The organism is Variovorax sp. OV700 (genome assembly GCF_900099805.1).
GTDB lineage: Bacteria > Pseudomonadota > Gammaproteobacteria > Burkholderiales > Burkholderiaceae_C > Variovorax.
Genome location: NZ_FNDR01000005.1, coordinates 514,898 through 531,311 on the forward strand (window position 1 = coordinate 514,898; position 16,414 = coordinate 531,311).

The 16,414-nt window shown below is 65.9% G+C and carries 14 protein-coding genes and 3 tRNA genes; 9 read left to right on the forward strand and 8 right to left on the reverse strand.

Annotation, left to right across the window (positions count from 1 at the left end):
* Window positions 1–92 precede the first annotated feature (92 nt).
* The 6 genes from lon to BLR24_RS15145 all read left to right on the forward strand — a co-directional run bounded on the left by lon (window position 93) and on the right by BLR24_RS15145 (window position 4,997).
* Window positions 93–2,531: an endopeptidase La gene (gene lon, locus BLR24_RS15120; protein WP_093018170.1), complete on the forward strand. Its 2,439-nt coding sequence runs from the start codon at window positions 93–95 to the stop codon at window positions 2,529–2,531.
* Window positions 2,532–2,585: 54 nt separating this feature from the next.
* A tRNA-Gly gene (locus BLR24_RS15125) sits at window positions 2,586–2,661 on the forward strand.
* A 64-nt stretch (window positions 2,662–2,725) separates the two neighbouring features.
* Window positions 2,726–2,799 (forward strand) — tRNA-Cys (locus BLR24_RS15130).
* Window positions 2,800–2,904: 105 nt separating this feature from the next.
* Window positions 2,905–2,996, forward strand: a tRNA-Leu gene (locus tag BLR24_RS15135).
* A 22-nt stretch (window positions 2,997–3,018) separates the two neighbouring features.
* Window positions 3,019–3,654: a DUF6806 family protein gene (locus BLR24_RS15140; RefSeq protein WP_093018172.1), complete on the forward strand. Its 636-nt coding sequence runs from the start codon at window positions 3,019–3,021 to the stop codon at window positions 3,652–3,654.
* A 41-nt stretch (window positions 3,655–3,695) separates the two neighbouring features.
* Window positions 3,696–4,997, forward strand: a complete 1,302-nt coding sequence (locus BLR24_RS15145) for an MFS transporter (protein ID WP_093018174.1) — start codon at window positions 3,696–3,698, stop codon at window positions 4,995–4,997.
* 22 nt (window positions 4,998–5,019) lie between these two features.
* Here the strand turns inward: BLR24_RS15145 and BLR24_RS15150 are convergent, their stop codons facing one another.
* The 6 genes from BLR24_RS15150 to proV all read right to left on the reverse strand — a co-directional run bounded on the left by BLR24_RS15150 (window position 5,020) and on the right by proV (window position 11,737).
* Complete coding sequence (locus BLR24_RS15150) at window positions 5,020–5,799, reverse strand: PA3715 family protein (protein ID WP_093018177.1); 780 nt, start codon at window positions 5,797–5,799, stop codon at window positions 5,020–5,022.
* A gap of 14 nt (window positions 5,800–5,813) precedes the next feature.
* Entirely contained in the window at window positions 5,814–6,623 is an 810-nt protein-coding gene (murI, locus tag BLR24_RS15155) for a glutamate racemase (protein ID WP_093018179.1), read from the reverse strand.
* Window positions 6,620–8,173, reverse strand: a complete 1,554-nt coding sequence (locus BLR24_RS15160; RefSeq protein ID WP_093018181.1) for a fumarate hydratase — start codon at window positions 8,171–8,173, stop codon at window positions 6,620–6,622. The genes murI and BLR24_RS15160 overlap by 4 nt, the downstream gene beginning before the upstream one ends.
* Before the next feature lie 73 nt (window positions 8,174–8,246).
* Complete coding sequence (gene proX / locus BLR24_RS15165; RefSeq protein ID WP_175543273.1) at window positions 8,247–9,257, reverse strand: glycine betaine/L-proline ABC transporter substrate-binding protein ProX; 1,011 nt, start codon at window positions 9,255–9,257, stop codon at window positions 8,247–8,249.
* Between the two features lie 23 nt (window positions 9,258–9,280).
* Window positions 9,281–10,453 carry a glycine betaine/L-proline ABC transporter permease ProW gene (proW, locus tag BLR24_RS15170; protein WP_175543274.1) on the reverse strand — a complete coding sequence of 391 codons (1,173 nt, stop codon included), beginning with the start codon at window positions 10,451–10,453 and terminating at the stop codon, window positions 9,281–9,283.
* Between the two features lie 21 nt (window positions 10,454–10,474).
* On the reverse strand, window positions 10,475–11,737 hold the full coding sequence (gene proV / locus BLR24_RS15175) for a glycine betaine/L-proline ABC transporter ATP-binding protein ProV (RefSeq protein WP_093018183.1): 1,263 nt from the start codon (window positions 11,735–11,737) through the stop codon (window positions 10,475–10,477).
* 549 nt (window positions 11,738–12,286) lie between these two features.
* Here proV and fumC point away from each other — a divergent pair.
* Entirely contained in the window at window positions 12,287–13,684 is a 1,398-nt protein-coding gene (fumC, locus tag BLR24_RS15180; protein ID WP_093018185.1) for a class II fumarate hydratase, read from the forward strand.
* Between the two features lie 57 nt (window positions 13,685–13,741).
* Here fumC and BLR24_RS15185 read toward each other — a convergent pair whose 3' ends face one another.
* The gene (locus BLR24_RS15185) at window positions 13,742–14,359 is read right to left on the reverse strand and encodes an NAD(P)-dependent oxidoreductase (protein WP_093018187.1); all 618 of its coding nucleotides are present in this window, start codon (window positions 14,357–14,359) and stop codon (window positions 13,742–13,744) included.
* Window positions 14,360–14,460: 101 nt separating this feature from the next.
* Between BLR24_RS15185 and BLR24_RS15190 the strand changes: the two genes are divergently transcribed.
* Complete coding sequence (locus tag BLR24_RS15190) at window positions 14,461–15,378, forward strand: LysR family transcriptional regulator (RefSeq protein ID WP_093018189.1); 918 nt, start codon at window positions 14,461–14,463, stop codon at window positions 15,376–15,378.
* 13 nt (window positions 15,379–15,391) lie between these two features.
* Here the strand turns inward: BLR24_RS15190 and BLR24_RS15195 are convergent, their stop codons facing one another.
* Window positions 15,392–16,024, reverse strand: a complete 633-nt coding sequence (locus BLR24_RS15195; protein WP_093018202.1) for a YqhA family protein — start codon at window positions 16,022–16,024, stop codon at window positions 15,392–15,394.
* A 166-nt stretch (window positions 16,025–16,190) separates the two neighbouring features.
* Between BLR24_RS15195 and BLR24_RS15200 the strand changes: the two genes are divergently transcribed.
* Window positions 16,191–16,414: acetyl-coenzyme A synthetase N-terminal domain-containing protein (locus BLR24_RS15200; RefSeq protein ID WP_302848509.1), on the forward strand; the 224-nt coding region annotated here is incomplete at its 3' end.

A 16,414-nucleotide genomic window follows, 5' to 3' on the forward strand; every position in this document is an offset into this window, starting at 1 on the left:
GAGGCTTCCGGCGCCTTCGACAAAGAACGGGCGCACGGGCTTGAAATGCCCGCAGGCCCATCCATCTTTGCCTGATCAATCAAAGGATATTCATGTCCGGTCATACCCCCCTGCCTGCCGACGCGATCGACCTGCCGCTGCTGCCGCTGCGCGACGTGGTCGTGTTTCCCCACATGGTGATTCCGCTTTTCGTGGGGCGCCCCAAGAGCATCAAGGCACTCGAGCTGGCCATGGAGGCCGAGCGCCGCATCATGCTGGTGGCGCAGAAAGCCGCCGCCAAGGACGAGCCCTCGGTCGAGGACATGTTCGAGGTCGGCTGCGTCTCCACCATCCTGCAGATGCTCAAGCTGCCCGACGGCACCGTAAAGGTGCTGGTCGAGGGCCAGCAGCGTGCCCGCGTGAACCGCATCGACGACGGTGAAACCCATTTCACTGCCAACGTGACGCCGGTCGAGGCGCCCGAAGGCGGCGAGAAGGGCACCGAGGTCGAGGCGCTGCGCCGCGCCGTGATGCAGCAGTTCGACCAGTACGTCAAGCTCAACAAGAAGATCCCGCCCGAGATCCTCACCTCGATCTCGAGCATCGATGATCCGGGCCGCCTGGCCGACACCATCGCGGCCCATCTGCCGCTGAAGCTCGACAACAAGCAGGCCGTGCTCGACCTGGCCGATGTCAAGTCGCGGCTCGAGAACCTGTTCGGCCAGCTCGAACGCGAAGTCGACATCCTCAACGTCGACAAGAAGATCCGTGGCCGCGTGAAGCGCCAGATGGAAAAAAACCAGCGCGACTTCTATCTCAACGAGCAGGTCAAGGCGATCCAGAAGGAGCTCGGTGAAGGCGAAGAGGGCGCGGACATCGAGGAGATCGAGAAGAAGATCAAGCTCGCCAAGATGCCCAAGGAAGCGCTCAAGAAGGCCGAGGGCGAGCTCAAGAAGCTCAAGCTGATGTCGCCGATGTCGGCCGAAGCCACCGTGGTGCGCAACTACATCGACGTGCTGGTGGGCCTGCCCTGGAGCAAGAAGACCAAGATCAAGCACGATCTGGCCAACGCCGAGGCGGTGCTCAATGCCGACCACTACGGCCTGGAGAAGGTCAAGGACCGCATCCTCGAATATCTCGCGGTGCAGCAGCGCGTCGACAAGGTCAAGGCGCCCATCCTGTGCCTCGTGGGCCCACCGGGCGTGGGCAAGACCTCGCTCGGGCAGTCGATCGCCAAGGCGACCGGTCGCAAGTACACCCGCATGGCACTGGGCGGCATGCGCGACGAGGCCGAGATCCGCGGCCATCGCCGCACCTACATCGGCGCGCTGCCGGGCAAGGTGCTGCAGGGGCTGAACAAGATCGGCACGCGCAATCCGCTGTTCCTGCTCGACGAGATCGACAAGCTGGGAACCGACTTCCGCGGCGACCCGTCGAGCGCGCTGCTCGAGGTGCTCGACCCGGAGCAGAACCACACCTTCGGCGACCACTACGTCGAGGTCGACTTCGACCTCTCCGACGTAATGTTCGTCGCCACCTCCAATTCGATGAACATCCCGCCGGCACTGCTCGACCGGATGGAAGTCATCCGCCTCTCGGGCTACACCGAGGACGAGAAGACCAACATCGCGATCAAGTACCTGCTGCCCAAGCAGATGAAGAACAACGGCGTGAAGGAAGACGAGCTGCTCGTCACCGAAGAAGCCGTGCGCGACATCGTGCGCTACTACACGCGTGAAGCCGGCGTGCGTTCGCTGGAGCGCGAGCTCTCCAAGATCTGCCGCAAGGTGGTGAAGGGCCTGCTGCTCAAGAAGATGACGCCGAAGGTCACGGTGGATGGCACCAACCTCAACGAGTTCCTGGGCGTTCGCAAGTACAGCTTCGGCCTGGCCGAGAAGCAGAACCAGGTCGGCCAGGTGGTCGGTCTGGCGTGGACCGAAGTGGGCGGCGACCTGCTCACCATCGAGGCTGTCACCATGCCCGGCAAGGGCGTGATCAGCCGCACGGGTTCGCTGGGCGACGTGATGAAGGAATCGGTCGAGGCCGCGCGCACCGTGGTGCGCAGCCGCTCGCGCCGCCTGGGCATCAAGGACGAGGTGTTCGAAAAGCGCGACATCCACATCCACGTGCCTGATGGCGCGACGCCCAAGGACGGCCCGAGCGCGGGCGCTGCAATGACGACGGCCTTCGTGTCGGCGCTCACCGGCATCCCCGTGCGTGCGGACGTCGCCATGACCGGCGAGATCACGCTGCGCGGCGAAGTCACGGCCATTGGCGGCCTGAAGGAAAAGCTGCTGGCTGCCCTCCGCGGCGGCATCAAGACCGTGCTGATTCCGGAAGAGAACGCGAAAGACCTGCAGGACATTCCCGAGAACGTGAAGAACGGCCTCGAGATCGTGCCCGTGAAATGGATCGACAAGGTCCTGGAGATCGCGCTCGAGAAGATGCCCGAACCGTTGTCCGACGAGGAAGTCGCGGCCTCCGCCGCTGCCGTGGCCGAGCTGGCCAAGCAGCGCGAAGCGCGGGCCTCCGAAGGCTCGGTCAAACATTGATCGGCGGAACTTGCCGAGCCCCGAAAAAGTGTTCTATAATTCGAGGCTCGAAACGCGGGAATAGCTCAGTTGGTAGAGCGCAACCTTGCCAAGGTTGAGGTCGAGAGTTCGAGACTCTTTTCCCGCTCCAGTTTTGAAAAAGGGAAGCACTGCTTCCCTTTTTTTCGCGAGTTCGATTTCGTTTTCAGCAGCGTGGCGCGATAGCAAAGCGGTTATGCAACGGATTGCAAATCCGTCTAGCCCGGTTCGACTCCGGGTCGCGCCTCCACCTCTCCTGATCAATTCGATCCACCCTCCATCGAAAAAACAGCCCCGCCAACCTGCGTTGCCGGGGCTCGTTTCGTTTGGGTTATCGTCGATGTTCAAACCCGAGGCCCGGATGGTGAAATTGGTAGACACATCGGACTTAAAATCCGCCGCTTCCTTAATCGGGGCATACGGGTTCGACCCCCGTTCCGGGCACCATACTTAGACAAGGGAGCACTTCATGCCTCGTTACAACGCTCCATTTGAAATTCATGTGCACGGCGACGTGCCGCTGCGGTCTGACGTCACCTTCGACCAGATCCAGGAAGCACTCAAGCCGCTGTGGGCCTATTCGGGCGCCAAGTCGCTGGCCGACGGCGCCACGAGCACCTACGAAGAAGAGCCCGGCATCCGTTTCGAGCAGAAGGACCACATGCTCCAGATGTGCTGGACCGTGCCGGGCGACGACGACTTTCGTCAGGCCCTCGACGAAATGTGCATGGCGCTGAACGAACTGTCGGAGCGCGGTGCGGCCATCGAAGTCACCTTCTACGACACCGATTTCGACGAGGAAGAGGGCGACCCCGACGAAGAATCGCGCGACGATTTCCTGATGCTGTTTGTCGGCCCCAATCCGGCCGCGATCATGCAGGTGCAGCGCGACCTGCTGGTGGAAGACGTCGTCAACCTGATGGAGCGCCACTTCGATGGCGCCGAACTCGGCGGCGTCGTATCCGAAATCGATCGCCTCTTCAGCGACCGCTTCGATGCGCTCGTGAATTCGCTCGAGATCGGCAAGCGCCCGCGCGGCACCGGCGGCAGTGGCAGCGGCGGTGGTGGGCATGGCGGCGGCCGCCGTCCGCGCCACCTGCACTGACCCAGGCCAGCCGCTCTTCCGGCGCCGCGATTCACCGCCGCATGGCGCTGTTCCCGTCTTCTGCCCTGAATGCCGGCGTGCGCAAGCGCGAGGTGTTCGGCTGGGCAATGTACGACTTTGCCAATTCGGGCTACACCACTGTCGTCATCACGGCCGTGTTCGCCGCCTACTTCGTGGGCGGCATCGCCAAGGGCGCGCCCTGGGCTGCCTTTGCATGGACCGCGGCGCTCAGCGTCTCCTACGCCATCGTGATGCTCTCCATGCCCGCCATCGGGGCCTGGGCCGATCGGCACGCGGCCAAGAAGCGCGTGCTCGTCATCGCAACGGTGGGCTGTGTGCTTGGCACGGCAGCGCTTGCGCTCACGCCAAGCTTCTCGGGGGCCGCGGGCGTTGCGGTGGCCATGGGGCTGGTGATCGTCTCCAACACCTTCTATTCGTACGGCGAGTCGCTGACAGGCGCCTTCCTGCCCGAGCTCGCCACGGCCGAAGGCATGGGCAAGGTCAGCGGATGGGGTTGGGCCTTCGGCTACGTCGGCGGCATGCTCGCGCTCGGGTCGTGCCTGGCCTACGTGCTGTCCTCGCAGGCAAAAGGGCTGCCGGCATCGCACTTCGTGCCGGTCACGATGCTGATCACCGCGGCCATCTACGGCACGGCAGCCTGCGCCACGTTTGCGCTGCTGCCCGAGCGCGCGCGGCCCCGAACGGCCAGCGGTGCGCAGAGCGCCTGGCGGCAGTTGCGTGCTACGTTCCGCGAGGCACGCGCCTACCGCGACTTCATGTGGCTGCTGGTCTGCACCGTGTGCTACCAGGGCGGTGTGGCGGTGGCCATCACGCTTGCGGCCATCTATGCGGAACAGGTGATCGGCTTCGTGGCGAGCGAGACGATGGTGCTGATCTTCGTGCTGAACATTGCGGCCGCGGTCGGCGCATTTGCCTTCGGATACGTACAAGACCGCATCGGCCACAAGATCGCGCTGGCTGGCACGCTGGTGGCGTGGATCGCGGTCTGCGTGATTGCGGCCATGGCCACCACCAAGGGCGCCTTCTGGTGGGCTGCCGCCATTGCCGGACTCTCCATGGGCTCGAGCCAGTCGGCCGGCCGTGCCATGACCGGCTACCTTGCGCCGCCGCGGCAACTGGCCGAATTCTTCGGACTCTGGACCTTTTCCACGCGGCTGGCGAGCATCATCGGCCCGCTGATGTTCGGCGCCATCACGTGGGCTGCGGGCGGCAACCAGCGCATTGCCATTCTCTCGACCGCGGCCCTGTTCGTGGCGGGGCTGCTGCTGTTGCTGCCCGTTGACATGGCGCGCGGCCGGCAAGCCGCTTTGCACAGCCGTTAGACAGCCGATAGGGGCCCGCGGCTCAGGGCATCTGCTGCTGCAGGGATTTGGGCACGCGGTAGCGCTCGCCGTCGTAGCGCAACGTGACGGCGTTGAGCCGCGCGGGCAGGGCTTTCTCGGCGCAGCCCTGGTCTTCCTGCACCTGCGCGTGGCTCTGGACCAGCGTGCGCGCGAGTTGCAGGTCGGCGTAGCCGTTGCTCGCCGACTTGCCAACCGAAAGCATCGTGCGCAGCTTCTCGAGGCGGCCGGTGCACGTGCTGTCCCATCCGCCGCTGTCGTGGTCGAGTTCGACCTCCTGCAGCACCTGCCGAAGCTTGCTGCCGTGGTGCACGTAAAGGCGAATGGTTTCGCTCGCGACCGAGCTGCCTGGCGCGGTGCCCCTGTAGCGCACGCGCAGCCCGAAGGCGCGCGTGTCGGCCGACAGAACATAGCGCGCGGTGTCGATCCGGATGTCCTGGATCGCGGTGGCGCTGTCTTCGTCGAGGGCCTCGGGCTGGAAGATGCGGCCGATCACCGTGTCGCGTTCGGTGTTGCCGTTGTCGGGCCGCTGGATCAGCAGCAGCTCGAGATCGAAGACCTTGGCGCCCGTGCTGCTGGTCTCGCGCGGCACGGGCAGCACCACGATGCTGCGCCCCGGAAAGGCAGGCCATGGCTTGCAGGCGGCGAGGCGCTCGTCGAGCGTGCGGTTCGGATGCAGCTTGGCGTGCATGCGCTCGGCCAGCCCACTCTCGCAGGCGGCATGGCAGAGGCCCGCGGCCGAAAGGCACAGCAGCAGCAGGCCGTGACGCAAAAAGGGACGCATGCGGGTCGCGGGGTTCAGGTGGAGGTTGCAGCAGCCGCCGTCGCAGCTTGCGGCCGCCGTTGCAGCCAGTGCACGGCTGCGGCTTCGAGCAGGGCCAGATCCCCGCTGCCCTGCAGCAGCAGGCCGCCTTCACCGCCGTCCGCGAGGCGGCCCAGCGACCCCAGCACGCGCCGGGTCTGCTGCGCGACCGGCGCGCCGGTATCGATGAAGCGCAGCGCAGGCGGCGCGTGGCGCTGCAGTTCGCTCTTCACGAGGGGGTAGTGCGTGCAGCCGAGTACTACGGTGTCGACTTCGCCCGTCGCGTGTCCGAAGGGGCCGGCCTCGGCCATGTAGCGGGCGCAGAGCGTTTCGATGCCTGCCGTGTCGAAGCCCTCGATGGCTTTCACGAGGCCATCGCATGGCACGGCGCGAACATTCGCGGATCCCGCGAAAGAGTCGCGCAGCGCCGCGTACTTGGCGCTGGCGAGTGTTCCGCGAGTGGCCATCACCGAGATGTGGCCGGTACGGCTCACCGCCACCGCGGGCTTGAGCGCAGGCTCCAGGCCCACGATGGGCAAGGCCGGATTCTCGGCGCGCAGCAGGTGGATCGCCGCCGTGGTGGCCGTGTTGCAAGCCACCACCAGCGCCTTGATGCCGTGCTCTTGAATGAGCTGCTCGGCCACCTTGCGCGAGCGCTCGATCACATAGGCATCGCCGCGCTCGCCATAGGGTGCGAAAGCGGTGTCGGCGAAGTAGACGAAGCGTTCGTGCGGCAGTTCGGCGCGCAGCGCGGCAAGCACGCTGAGCCCGCCGACGCCGCTGTCGAAGACGCCTATCAAGCTCAAGCTTCTTCCATCATGATGGTCTTGAACTCGCCGCTGGCAATGCGCTTCTGCCACTCGGCCGGGCCGGTGATGTGCGCGCTGGTGCCGCCGGCGTCGACCGCCACCGTCACGGGCATGTCGACCACGTCGAATTCGTAGATGGCTTCCATCCCCAGGTCTTCGAAGCCCACCACTTTGGCAGTCTTGATGGCCTTGCTCACGAGGTAGGCGGCGCCGCCCACGGCCATGAGGTAGGCGCTCTTGTGCTTCTTGATGGCCTCGATGGCGACCGGGCCGCGTTCGGCCTTGCCGATCATCGCGATGAGGCCGGTCTGGGCCAGCATCATTTCGGTGAAGCCATCCATGCGCGTGGCGGTTGTCGGGCCAGCAGGGCCCACGGCTTCGTCGCCGACCGGATCGACCGGACCGACGTAGTAGATGACGCGGTTGGTGAAGTCCACCGGCAGCTTCTCGCCCTTGGTCAGCATGTCCTGGATGCGCTTGTGCGCGGCATCGCGGCCGGTGAGCATCTTGCCGTTCAGCAGGATCGTGTCGCCCGGCTTCCAACTCGCCACTTCGGCGGGCGTGAGCTTGTTCAGGTCGACGCGCTTGCTCTTCTTTTCGTCGGGCGCCCAATTCACATCGGGCCACAGGTCGAGCGACGGCGGGTCGAGGTAGACCGCACCGCTGCCATCCATCACGAAGTGGGCATGCCGGGTGGCCGCGCAGTTGGGGATCATCGCGACCGGCTTGCTGGCCGCGTGCGTCGGGTACATCTTGATCTTGATGTCGAGCACGGTCGCCAGGCCGCCCAGGCCCTGCGCGCCGATGCCCAGCGCATTGACCTTCTCGTACAGTTCGATGCGCAGCGCCTCGACCTTGCTGAGTTCGGCGCCCGAGGCCTTCTTGGCCTGCAGCTCGTGCATGTCGAGGTCGTCCATCAGGCTTTCCTTGGCCATCAGCGCCGCCTTCTCGGCCGTGCCGCCGATGCCGATGCCCAGCATGCCCGGCGGGCACCAGCCGGCGCCCATGGTGGGCACCGTCTTGAGCACCCAGTCGACCACGCTGTCGCCGGGGTTCAGCATCACGAGCTTGCTCTTGTTCTCGCTGCCGCCGCCCTTGGCCGCGACGGTCACTTCGACGGTGTTGCCCGGAACGATCTCGGTGAAGATCACCGCGGGCGTGTTGTCCTTGGTGTTCTTGCGGTCGAACTGCGGATCGGCCACAACCGAGGCGCGCAGCGTGTTGTCGGGGTGGTTGTAGCCGCGGCGCACGCCTTCGTTGATGGCGTCGTCCAGCGAGCCGGTAAAGCCGCCCCAGCGCACGTCCATGCCCACCTTGAGGAACACGTTGACGATGCCCGTGTCCTGGCAGATCGGGCGGTGGCCCGTGGCGCTCATCTTGCTGTTGGTGAGGATCTGCGCAATGGCGTCCTTGGCGGCGGGGCTCTGCTCGCGCTCGTAGGCCTTGGCCAGGTGGGCGATGTAGTCGGCGGGGTGGTAGTAGCTGATGTACTGCAGCGCGGCGCTGATCGATTCGATCAGGTCGGCCTGCTGGATCGTGGTCGTCATGGTGGGGGGGGTGTTTTTTGGAGTGTGGAAACGCCCCCCGATTATCTCAGCCGCCACGCCCGGCCTCGTCACGCTACCTTGCGGCGGCCCGGGCTTCCTCGATCCAGCCGTCGAACAGCGGCCGGTGGACCCGGATCCAGCCGTCGGTGTGGCGCTCCAGGTCTTGCTGGGTATTGGCGCCCTGGCTCATGCGCAGGTTCTGGGCGTTGATGTCGCCGATCGGCAGTTTCATCACCTCGAACAGCTTGCCGGCCGCAGGGTTCTTCTCGACGAAGGCCTTGTTGGCGACGATCTGCTCCTGGTTGGCCTGGAAGCCATAGTTCTTGCCGTTCGGAAGCTGCGTGTCCGCGTTCCCGCCCTGCGAGGACGAAAACGGCACTTGCAGCCAGACCACGTCCGCACCCGGCCGCAGCACGGCGCTGACCCAGTAGGGCGTCCACGTGTAGTAGAGGATCGGCTTGTCCTGCTTGAAGCGGACGATGGTGTCGGCCATCAGCGCGGCGTAGCTGCCTTGCTTGTGCGTGACGGTGTCGCGCAGCTGGTAGGCCGTCAGGTGGTTCTCGATGGCCAGTTCGCAGCCCCAGCCGGGGTTGCAGCCGGTCAGATCGGCCTTGCCGTCGCCGTCGGCGTCGAACAGCTTCGCGATGGCCGGGTCCTTCAGCTGGGCGATGTTGGTGATGTTGTGTTGCTCGGCCGTCTTGCGGTCGATGAGGTAGCCCTGCACAGCGCCGTCCGAGTACACGCCCTTGCGCCACAGCTTGGCGTCGCCGCCGCTGTTCTTGTAGAAATCGGCGTGCAGCAGGCTCCAGTGGTTGGCCATGAAAGTGGCGTCGCCGTTGGCGATGGCCAGGTGCTCGGTGGCGGGTTCGAGGTCTTTCATCGGCAGGGTGGTGTAGCCGAGCTTTTCGAGCGCGCGCATCACGAGCAGCGTCTGGAACGCCTCTTCGGCGAGCGAGCTCTTGAGCGGCTGCACGGTGACGCCCTTGCCGGGCAGGTCGTTGGCGGCCTGCGCAGCCATGCCGAAAGCGACGAAGCCGAGCGCCAGCAGGCCGCGGGCGATGTGGTGGAGACGGGTTTTCTTCATGCGTTGGATTCCTTCGCGGGAGCTCATTGCGCTTGCGTCGACAGGGCCGGTACGGGCTCGCTCGCATGGTGCGGCGGCGTGCTCACGAGGCGCTGCAGCAGATGCAGCGCAAAGCCGGCCGGCCCGGTGTGCCACCAGCGGCGCCCGGCGCTGCGGCGCGACTTGCCCATGGCCTGCGTCAGGCGGTCGAGCGAGATCGCCAACAGCACGATGCCCAGGCCGCCCACGGTCGCCAGGCCCATGTCGAGCCGGCCGATGCCGCGCAGCACCATCTGGCCCAGGCCGCCGACTGCGATCATCGAGGCGATCACCACCATCGACAGCGACAGCATCAGCGCCTGGTTGATGCCCGCCATGATCGACGGCATGGCCAGCGGCAGCTGCACCTTCACCAGCATCTGCCACGGCGAGGCGCCGTAGGCACGCGCGGCCTCGATCAGGTCGGGCCGCACCTGGCGCAGGCCCAGGTTGGTCAGACGCACCAGAGGCGCCAGCGCGAAGATGATGGTCACGATCACGCCCGGCACGTTGCCGATGCCGAACAGCATCACCACCGGCACCAGGTAGACGAAAGCGGGCGTGGTCTGCATCGCATCGAGCACCGGGCGCGTGATGCGCTGGGCGCGGTCGCTGCTGGCCAACAGCACGCCGAGCGGCAGGCCGATCACCATGCAGAAAACGAGCGAGGTCAGCACCAGCGACAGCGTCACCATGGCTTCGGGCCAGATGCCCAGCATGGCCACGAGCAGCAGCGCCGCGGTGGTGCCGATGGCGAGCGCACGGCCCGCGAACTGCCAGGCGAACAGGCCGATGAGGGCGATCATGGCCAGCGTCGGCAGGCCGGTCAGCAGGCCCTGCACCCAGTTCAGCGTGCTGTCGATGGGCAGGCGCACGGTCTGGAAGAAGGGGCGGAAGTGCTCGACCACCCAGCCGAGGCCCTGGTTGATCCAGGATTCGACGGGCAGCGAGCCGTCCCAGAGGCGATGCAATTGGAGGCCGCCGGTGGCGGCATCGGCCGATCCGGCCAGCTGATGCGCCGTGGCGACGGGGGCGTCGAGCCAGGCGCTGGTCGCGGAGGCGTCGGGGGCGGCGGACAGGGCGGCCCAGGGATCGGCTGGTGCCGCTGCCTGCGGGGCCGTGGCGGTGGAAGCGTCGTTCAAGGGCGCGAATTCGGAGGGCAGTGCGGTGTCGTTCATCAATGAGTCCTTCGAAATCGGTCAGGCAACGGCCATGGCGGCCGCAGCAGGGACAGGTTGCTGGGGCTGATGTGCCGGGTCGATCGGCGGCGTGTCGCGGTCGAGGAACTTCAGCAGCGTCGTCTTGCTGATCGCACCGCAGAAGCGACCGTCGCCGGCCACCACGGGCACGGCACACGGCGCCTGGCCCACCTGGCCGATCAGGCCGGCCACGGGCGCGTCGGCCTCGATCACGCCCAGGTCGTTCAGAAACGCGTGGCGCAGGCCCAGCGGGCCCTTGTGCCCGTCGAGCGCCGCGCGCAGCGTGTCGGCCGACACGGTGCCCAGGTAGTGCCTGGTCGGGCTCGTCACGTAGGCGTAGTCGCGGTCCTGGTCTTCCAGCACCTTGAGTGCCGCATGCGCACCGCGCTCGGGGTGCTCGCAGACCACGGTGAGCGACTTGCGCGCGATGTCCGCCGCCTTGAACACCGCCGCCGCATCCACCCCGCGCACGAAGCTGCGCACGTACTCATCGGCGGGGCTGCGCAAGATCTCGTCGGGCGTGCCGACCTGGATCACCTGGCCGTCCTTCATGATCGCGATGCGGTCGCCGATGCGCATGGCTTCGTCCAGGTCGTGCGAGATGAAGACGATGGTGCGGCGCTGCTCCTTCTGCAGCCGCAACAGCTCGGACTGCATCTCGGTGCGGATGATCGGGTCCAGGGCCGAGAAGGCTTCGTCCATCAGCAGGATCGACGGATCGGAGGCCAGCGCGCGCGCCAGGCCCACGCGCTGCTGCATGCCGCCCGAGAGTTCGTCGGGATAGCTGTCGCCCCAGCCCGCAAGACCCACTTGCGCGAGCGCCAGGTCAGCCTGCGCGAGGCGTTCTTTCTTGCTGGTGCCCGACAGTTCGAGGCCGAAGGCGGTGTTCTCGCGCACCGTCATGTGCGGCATCAGCGCGAAGGACTGGAACACCATGCTGATGTCCTTGCGGCGCAGCGCGCGCAGCTTCGCATCCGAGTGCTCGTTGATGTCCGCGCCGTCGATCACGATGCGGCCCGCGGTCGGCTCGATCAGCCGGTTCAAGAGGCGCACCAGCGTCGATTTGCCCGACCCCGAGAGACCCATGATGACGAAGACCTCGCCGGCCTGGATTTCGAAGGTGGCATCGAACACGCCGATCGACTGGCCCGTCTGCGCGAGGATTTCCTTCTTCGAGAAACCTTGCCGGACGAGCTCGAGCGCCTGTTCGGGCGAGTCGCCGAACACCTTGAAAACATGGTCGATGAGAATTCCTTTGGCCATAGGCCGGGGCTCCTTGTGTGATGGTTGGACACAGCGCCGCCCCAGAGGGCGGCAACGGCCACGCCATCAGCCGATGGGGCTGCCCGAACAGAGCGCGTGAAAAACGCGCGTGCAATGGCCCGGCGAGCCTCGAAGGCTGCCGACAGGCACTGAAGACGACATGGCGACGAAGCCAGTGCCCGCCGGATGCTTCATTCGCAGAGCGGCGGGCCTGGTCGAGGGGCGCCGCCTGGATGAGCGTGACGTGGCAAGGGGGCCGGAAAGATCCGGCCGGGTTGCCGGGCAGGGCCCGGCGGGGAGAGCCTTGCACCGCGACGGGATTCGGAGATCCGCGAGTAGCACAAGGGCAACCAACATGACTTGTTGGTCGTCTGAAGACCGCAATTATAACTTTTTGACATTACGTGAGTCAAGCCCGGGGCGTATCGTGGGCCGGGCGTCCGGGCCAAATAGGCCTCGTCAAATGCGAGCCATTCTTATCGAGGCCATACTCGGCACCGCGCCCGGTGAGCGGGCGCAACCATCCAAGACCGCGGAGCTTTTTTCATCATGACGACTTCCCCCAAGACCCGTGCCGAGCGCGACACCTTCGGCCCGATCGACGTGCCGGCGGACAAGCTGTGGGGTGCGCAAACGCAGCGCTCGCTGCAGAACTTCGACATTTCCGGCGAGCAGCAGCCGCGCGAGATCATCAAGGCACTGGCGCAGGTCAAGCGCGCCTCGGCGGTGGTCAACCATGCGCTCGGACTGCAGGACGAAAAAAAGACCCAGGCCATCGTGGCCGCGGCCGACGAGGTCATCGCGGGCAAGCATCCGGGCGAGTTTCCGCTCGTGGTCTGGCAGACTGGCTCGGGCACACAGACCAACATGAACGTAAACGAAGTGCTGGCCAACCGCGCGAGCGAGCTGCTCGGCGGCGAGCGCGGGGAAGGGCGCCTCGTGCACCCGAACGACGACGTGAACCGCAGCCAGTCGAGCAACGACGTGTTCCCCACGGCCATGCACGTGGCCGCCGTCGAGGCCATCACGCACAAGCTGCTGCCTGCCATTGCCAAGCTGCGCGGCACGCTCGAGAAAAAGTCAAAAGACTTTGCCGACATCGTGAAGATCGGCCGCACCCATCTGCAGGACGCCACGCCGCTCACGCTGGGCCAGGAGTTTTCGGGCTACGTGGCGCAGCTGGCGCACGGCGAGGCGCATGTGCGCGCGGCGCTGCCGCACCTGTGCGAATTGGCACTGGGCGGCACGGCCGTCGGCACCGGGCTCAATGCGCCCAAGGGCTACGCGGAGCAGGTCGCGGCCGAACTGGCCAAGCTCACGGGCCTGCCTTTCGTGACCGCGCCCAACAAGTTCGAAGCCATGGCCAGCGTCGACGCGCTGGTGCATGCCCACGGAGCGCTCAAGACGCTCGCCGCCAGCATGAACAAGATCGCCAACGACGTGCGCTGGCTCGCGAGTGGGCCGCGCAGCGGCATCGGCGAACTCAGCATTCCCGAGAACGAGCCCGGCTCGTCGATCATGCCGGGCAAGGTCAATCCGACACAGAGCGAAGCCGTCACGATGCTGGCCGCGCAGGTGTTCGGCAACGACGTGGCCATCAACATCGGTGGCGCCTCGGGCAACTTCGAACTGAACGTGTTCCGCCCGATGGTGGCGCACAACTTTCTGCAGAGCGTGCGTCTCTTGGCCGACGGCATGGTGAGCTTCAACGACCACTGCGCCGTGGGCATCGAGCCGAACCGCGAGCGCATCACGGAACTGGTGCAGCGCTCGCTGATGCTGGTGACGGCGCTCAACACGCACATCGGGTACGACAAGTCGGCCTACATCGCGAAGAAGGCGCACAAGGAGGGGACGAGCTTGCGCGAGGCGGCCATTGCCTCGGGTCACCTCACGGCCGAGCAGTTCGACCAGTGGGTCGTTCCTGAAAACATGACCGGCCGGTAAGACCGAATCGACCAATAAAAAAGGACCCGCGTGGGTCCTTTTTTGTTTGCCGGCCGATCAGTAGCCGATGGTGTAACGCTGACGCGAATGCGCGGGCTTCTCGAGCTCGTCGATGAACGCAATCGCGTAGTCCTCGAACGTGATCCAGCTGCGGCCTTCGGCGCTCACCAGCAGGTCGTCCTTGCCGAGGCGGAACTTGCCCGTGCGCTCGCCTTCGACGAATTCGGCGGAGGGCGAGAGGAAGGTCCAGTCGAGTTCTTTTTCGTCGCGCAGCGCATCCAGGAACACACCGCCCGCCGTGGCTTCTGCGCGGTAGGCATCGGGGAAGTTCGGCGTGTCGATCACCTTCAGGCCCGGCGCTGCGAACAGGCTGCCGGCGCCGCCGACCACCAGCAGGCGCTTCACGCCGGCGCGCTTGGCCGGCTCGATGATGGCGGCGGGCGGCACGGTGGAGAAGTGCGCGGCGCTGAATACCGCGTCATGGCCGGCCAGTGCCTTTTCGAGCGCGGGTGCATCGAGCACGTCGACGTCGATGGCCTTCACGTCGGCGCGGCCCGACAGCTTTTCGCTGGCCTTGCGTGCAATGGCGGTCACGGTATGGCCGCGGCGGAGAGCCTCCTCGAGAAGGCGGCCGCCAGCGCGTCCGGTGGCGCCGATGATGGCGATATGGCTCATGAATGCTCCTGAAAAGTTGATGCGATGAAGCGCATCTTAGGTTTCTGCTTTCGAAAGAAATACCTCGAATTTCGCGCTTGTTTATTCCTAAAATCGTTCGAATGGATCGTTTGAATGCAATGCGCGTGTTCGTCACGGTGGTTGACTCGGGCAGCCTTTCGGCCGCGGCCGACAAGCTCGATCTTTCTCGGCCGGTGGTCACGCGCTACGTGGCCGAACTCGAGCAATGGACCGGCGCGCGCCTGCTGCATCGCACGACGCGCCGACTGAGCCTCACCGCGGCCGGCGAAGAGTTGCTGCCGCGCTGCCGGCAGGTGCTCGAACTCGCGGGCGACATGCAGGCCGCCGTGCGGCACCCGGCCGAGGCGCCGCGGGGCCAATTGCGCATCACGGCCAGCACGTCTTTCGCGCAGGCGCAACTGGCCGGCGCCGTGGCCGATTACGTGCGGCTGTATCCCGGGGTGGCGGTCGACCTGGTGCTGCTGGACCGGGCGGTGAACCTGGTGGACGAGCGCATCGATCTCGCCATTCGAGTGGCGGTGGAGATCGATCCCAACCTGATCGCGCGCCGGCTCACCCAGTGCCGGTCGGTGGTTTGCGCGTCACCCGGCTACCTGAAGGAACACGGCAAGCCTGTGCGCGTGGAGGAACTGGCCCAGCGCAATTGCCTCACGCACTCGTACTTCGGGCGCAGCCTCTGGAATTTCACGCGAAAGGACAACGGGGAGCCGGTCTCCGTAGCCGTCGGCGGCAACCTGTCGACCAACGATGCTGCGAGCCTGATGCAGCTGGCGCGCGCCGGGGCGGGCATTGCGATGCTGCCGACCTACCTGACGGCCGGCCTCGTGAAGGCCGGCGAACTGGTGCCGCTCTTTCCCGATTGCGAGCCGCAGGTGGTGGGCATGTACGCGGTGTATGCCTCGCGCAAGCACATGCCGGCCGCGCTGCGCACGATGCTCGACTTTCTGGCCGAGCGATTCACCGACGTGCCCGCGTGGGATCTGCCGCACGCGGGCTAGGAACGGGCAGGGCTCAGTGCGATCCGCCGCCTTGCGGCGCGTTCGACGTCATGAGCTTGTCGGTGTAGGCAATGGCCATGGCCGAGAACAGGAACGCGATATGGATCACGGTCTGCGCAATCAGCACGCGGTCGGTGTAGTTGTCCGCGTTGATGAAGGTCTTCAGCAGATGGATCGAGCTGATGCCGATGATGGCAGTGGCGAGCTTCACCTTGAGCACCGACGCGTTCACATGGCTCAGCCATTCGGGCTGGTCGCGATGGCCTTCGAGGTCCATGCGGCTCACGAAGGTTTCGTAGCCACCCACGATCACCATGATGAGCAGGTTCGAGATCATCACCACGTCGATCAGCGCCAGCACCACCAGCATGATCACCGTTTCGTTGAGCGTGCCCACCGGCGCGGTGGTCTTGTAGCCGATGCTGGTGATCAGGGCCTGCAGCGCCTCCTTGCTGCCGAAGGCCGCCTCGACCAGATGCAGCAGTTCGACCAGAAAGTGCACCACGTACACCGCCTGCGCCACGATCAGGCCCAGGTACAGCGGCAGCTGCAGCCAGCGGCTCGCGAAGATCAGCTTGGGAAGTGGCCGCAGCGGCGAGGCGGCGGCGGGCGTGTGGGGGCGGTCGAAAGATTCGGGAGCGGACATTGGACGGGAGGTTGGGAACAACCGGCGATTCTAGAGGTGCCCCCGTGACCGACTCGTGATAACCCTGCGAACTAACATCGGACCTGGACGGACCCGTCAGTGACCCGTCAGTGACCCGTAAGTGGGCCCGCCGACATTACGGCCGCACCTACCCAGGAGACAAGAAATGAGCAGCAGCGCATCCAAGAACATCGAATCCGTCCTCGTCGAGAACCGCGTGTTCCCGCCCGACGCTCGCGCCAGCACCGGCGCGCGCATCTCGGGCATGGCCGCCTACGAGGCCCTGTGCCAGGAAGCCGAACAGGACTTCGAAGGCTTCTGGTCCCGCCTGGCCAAGGACAACCTCGCGTGGACGCGGCCCTTCACCAAGACCCTGGATGAGTCGAAGGC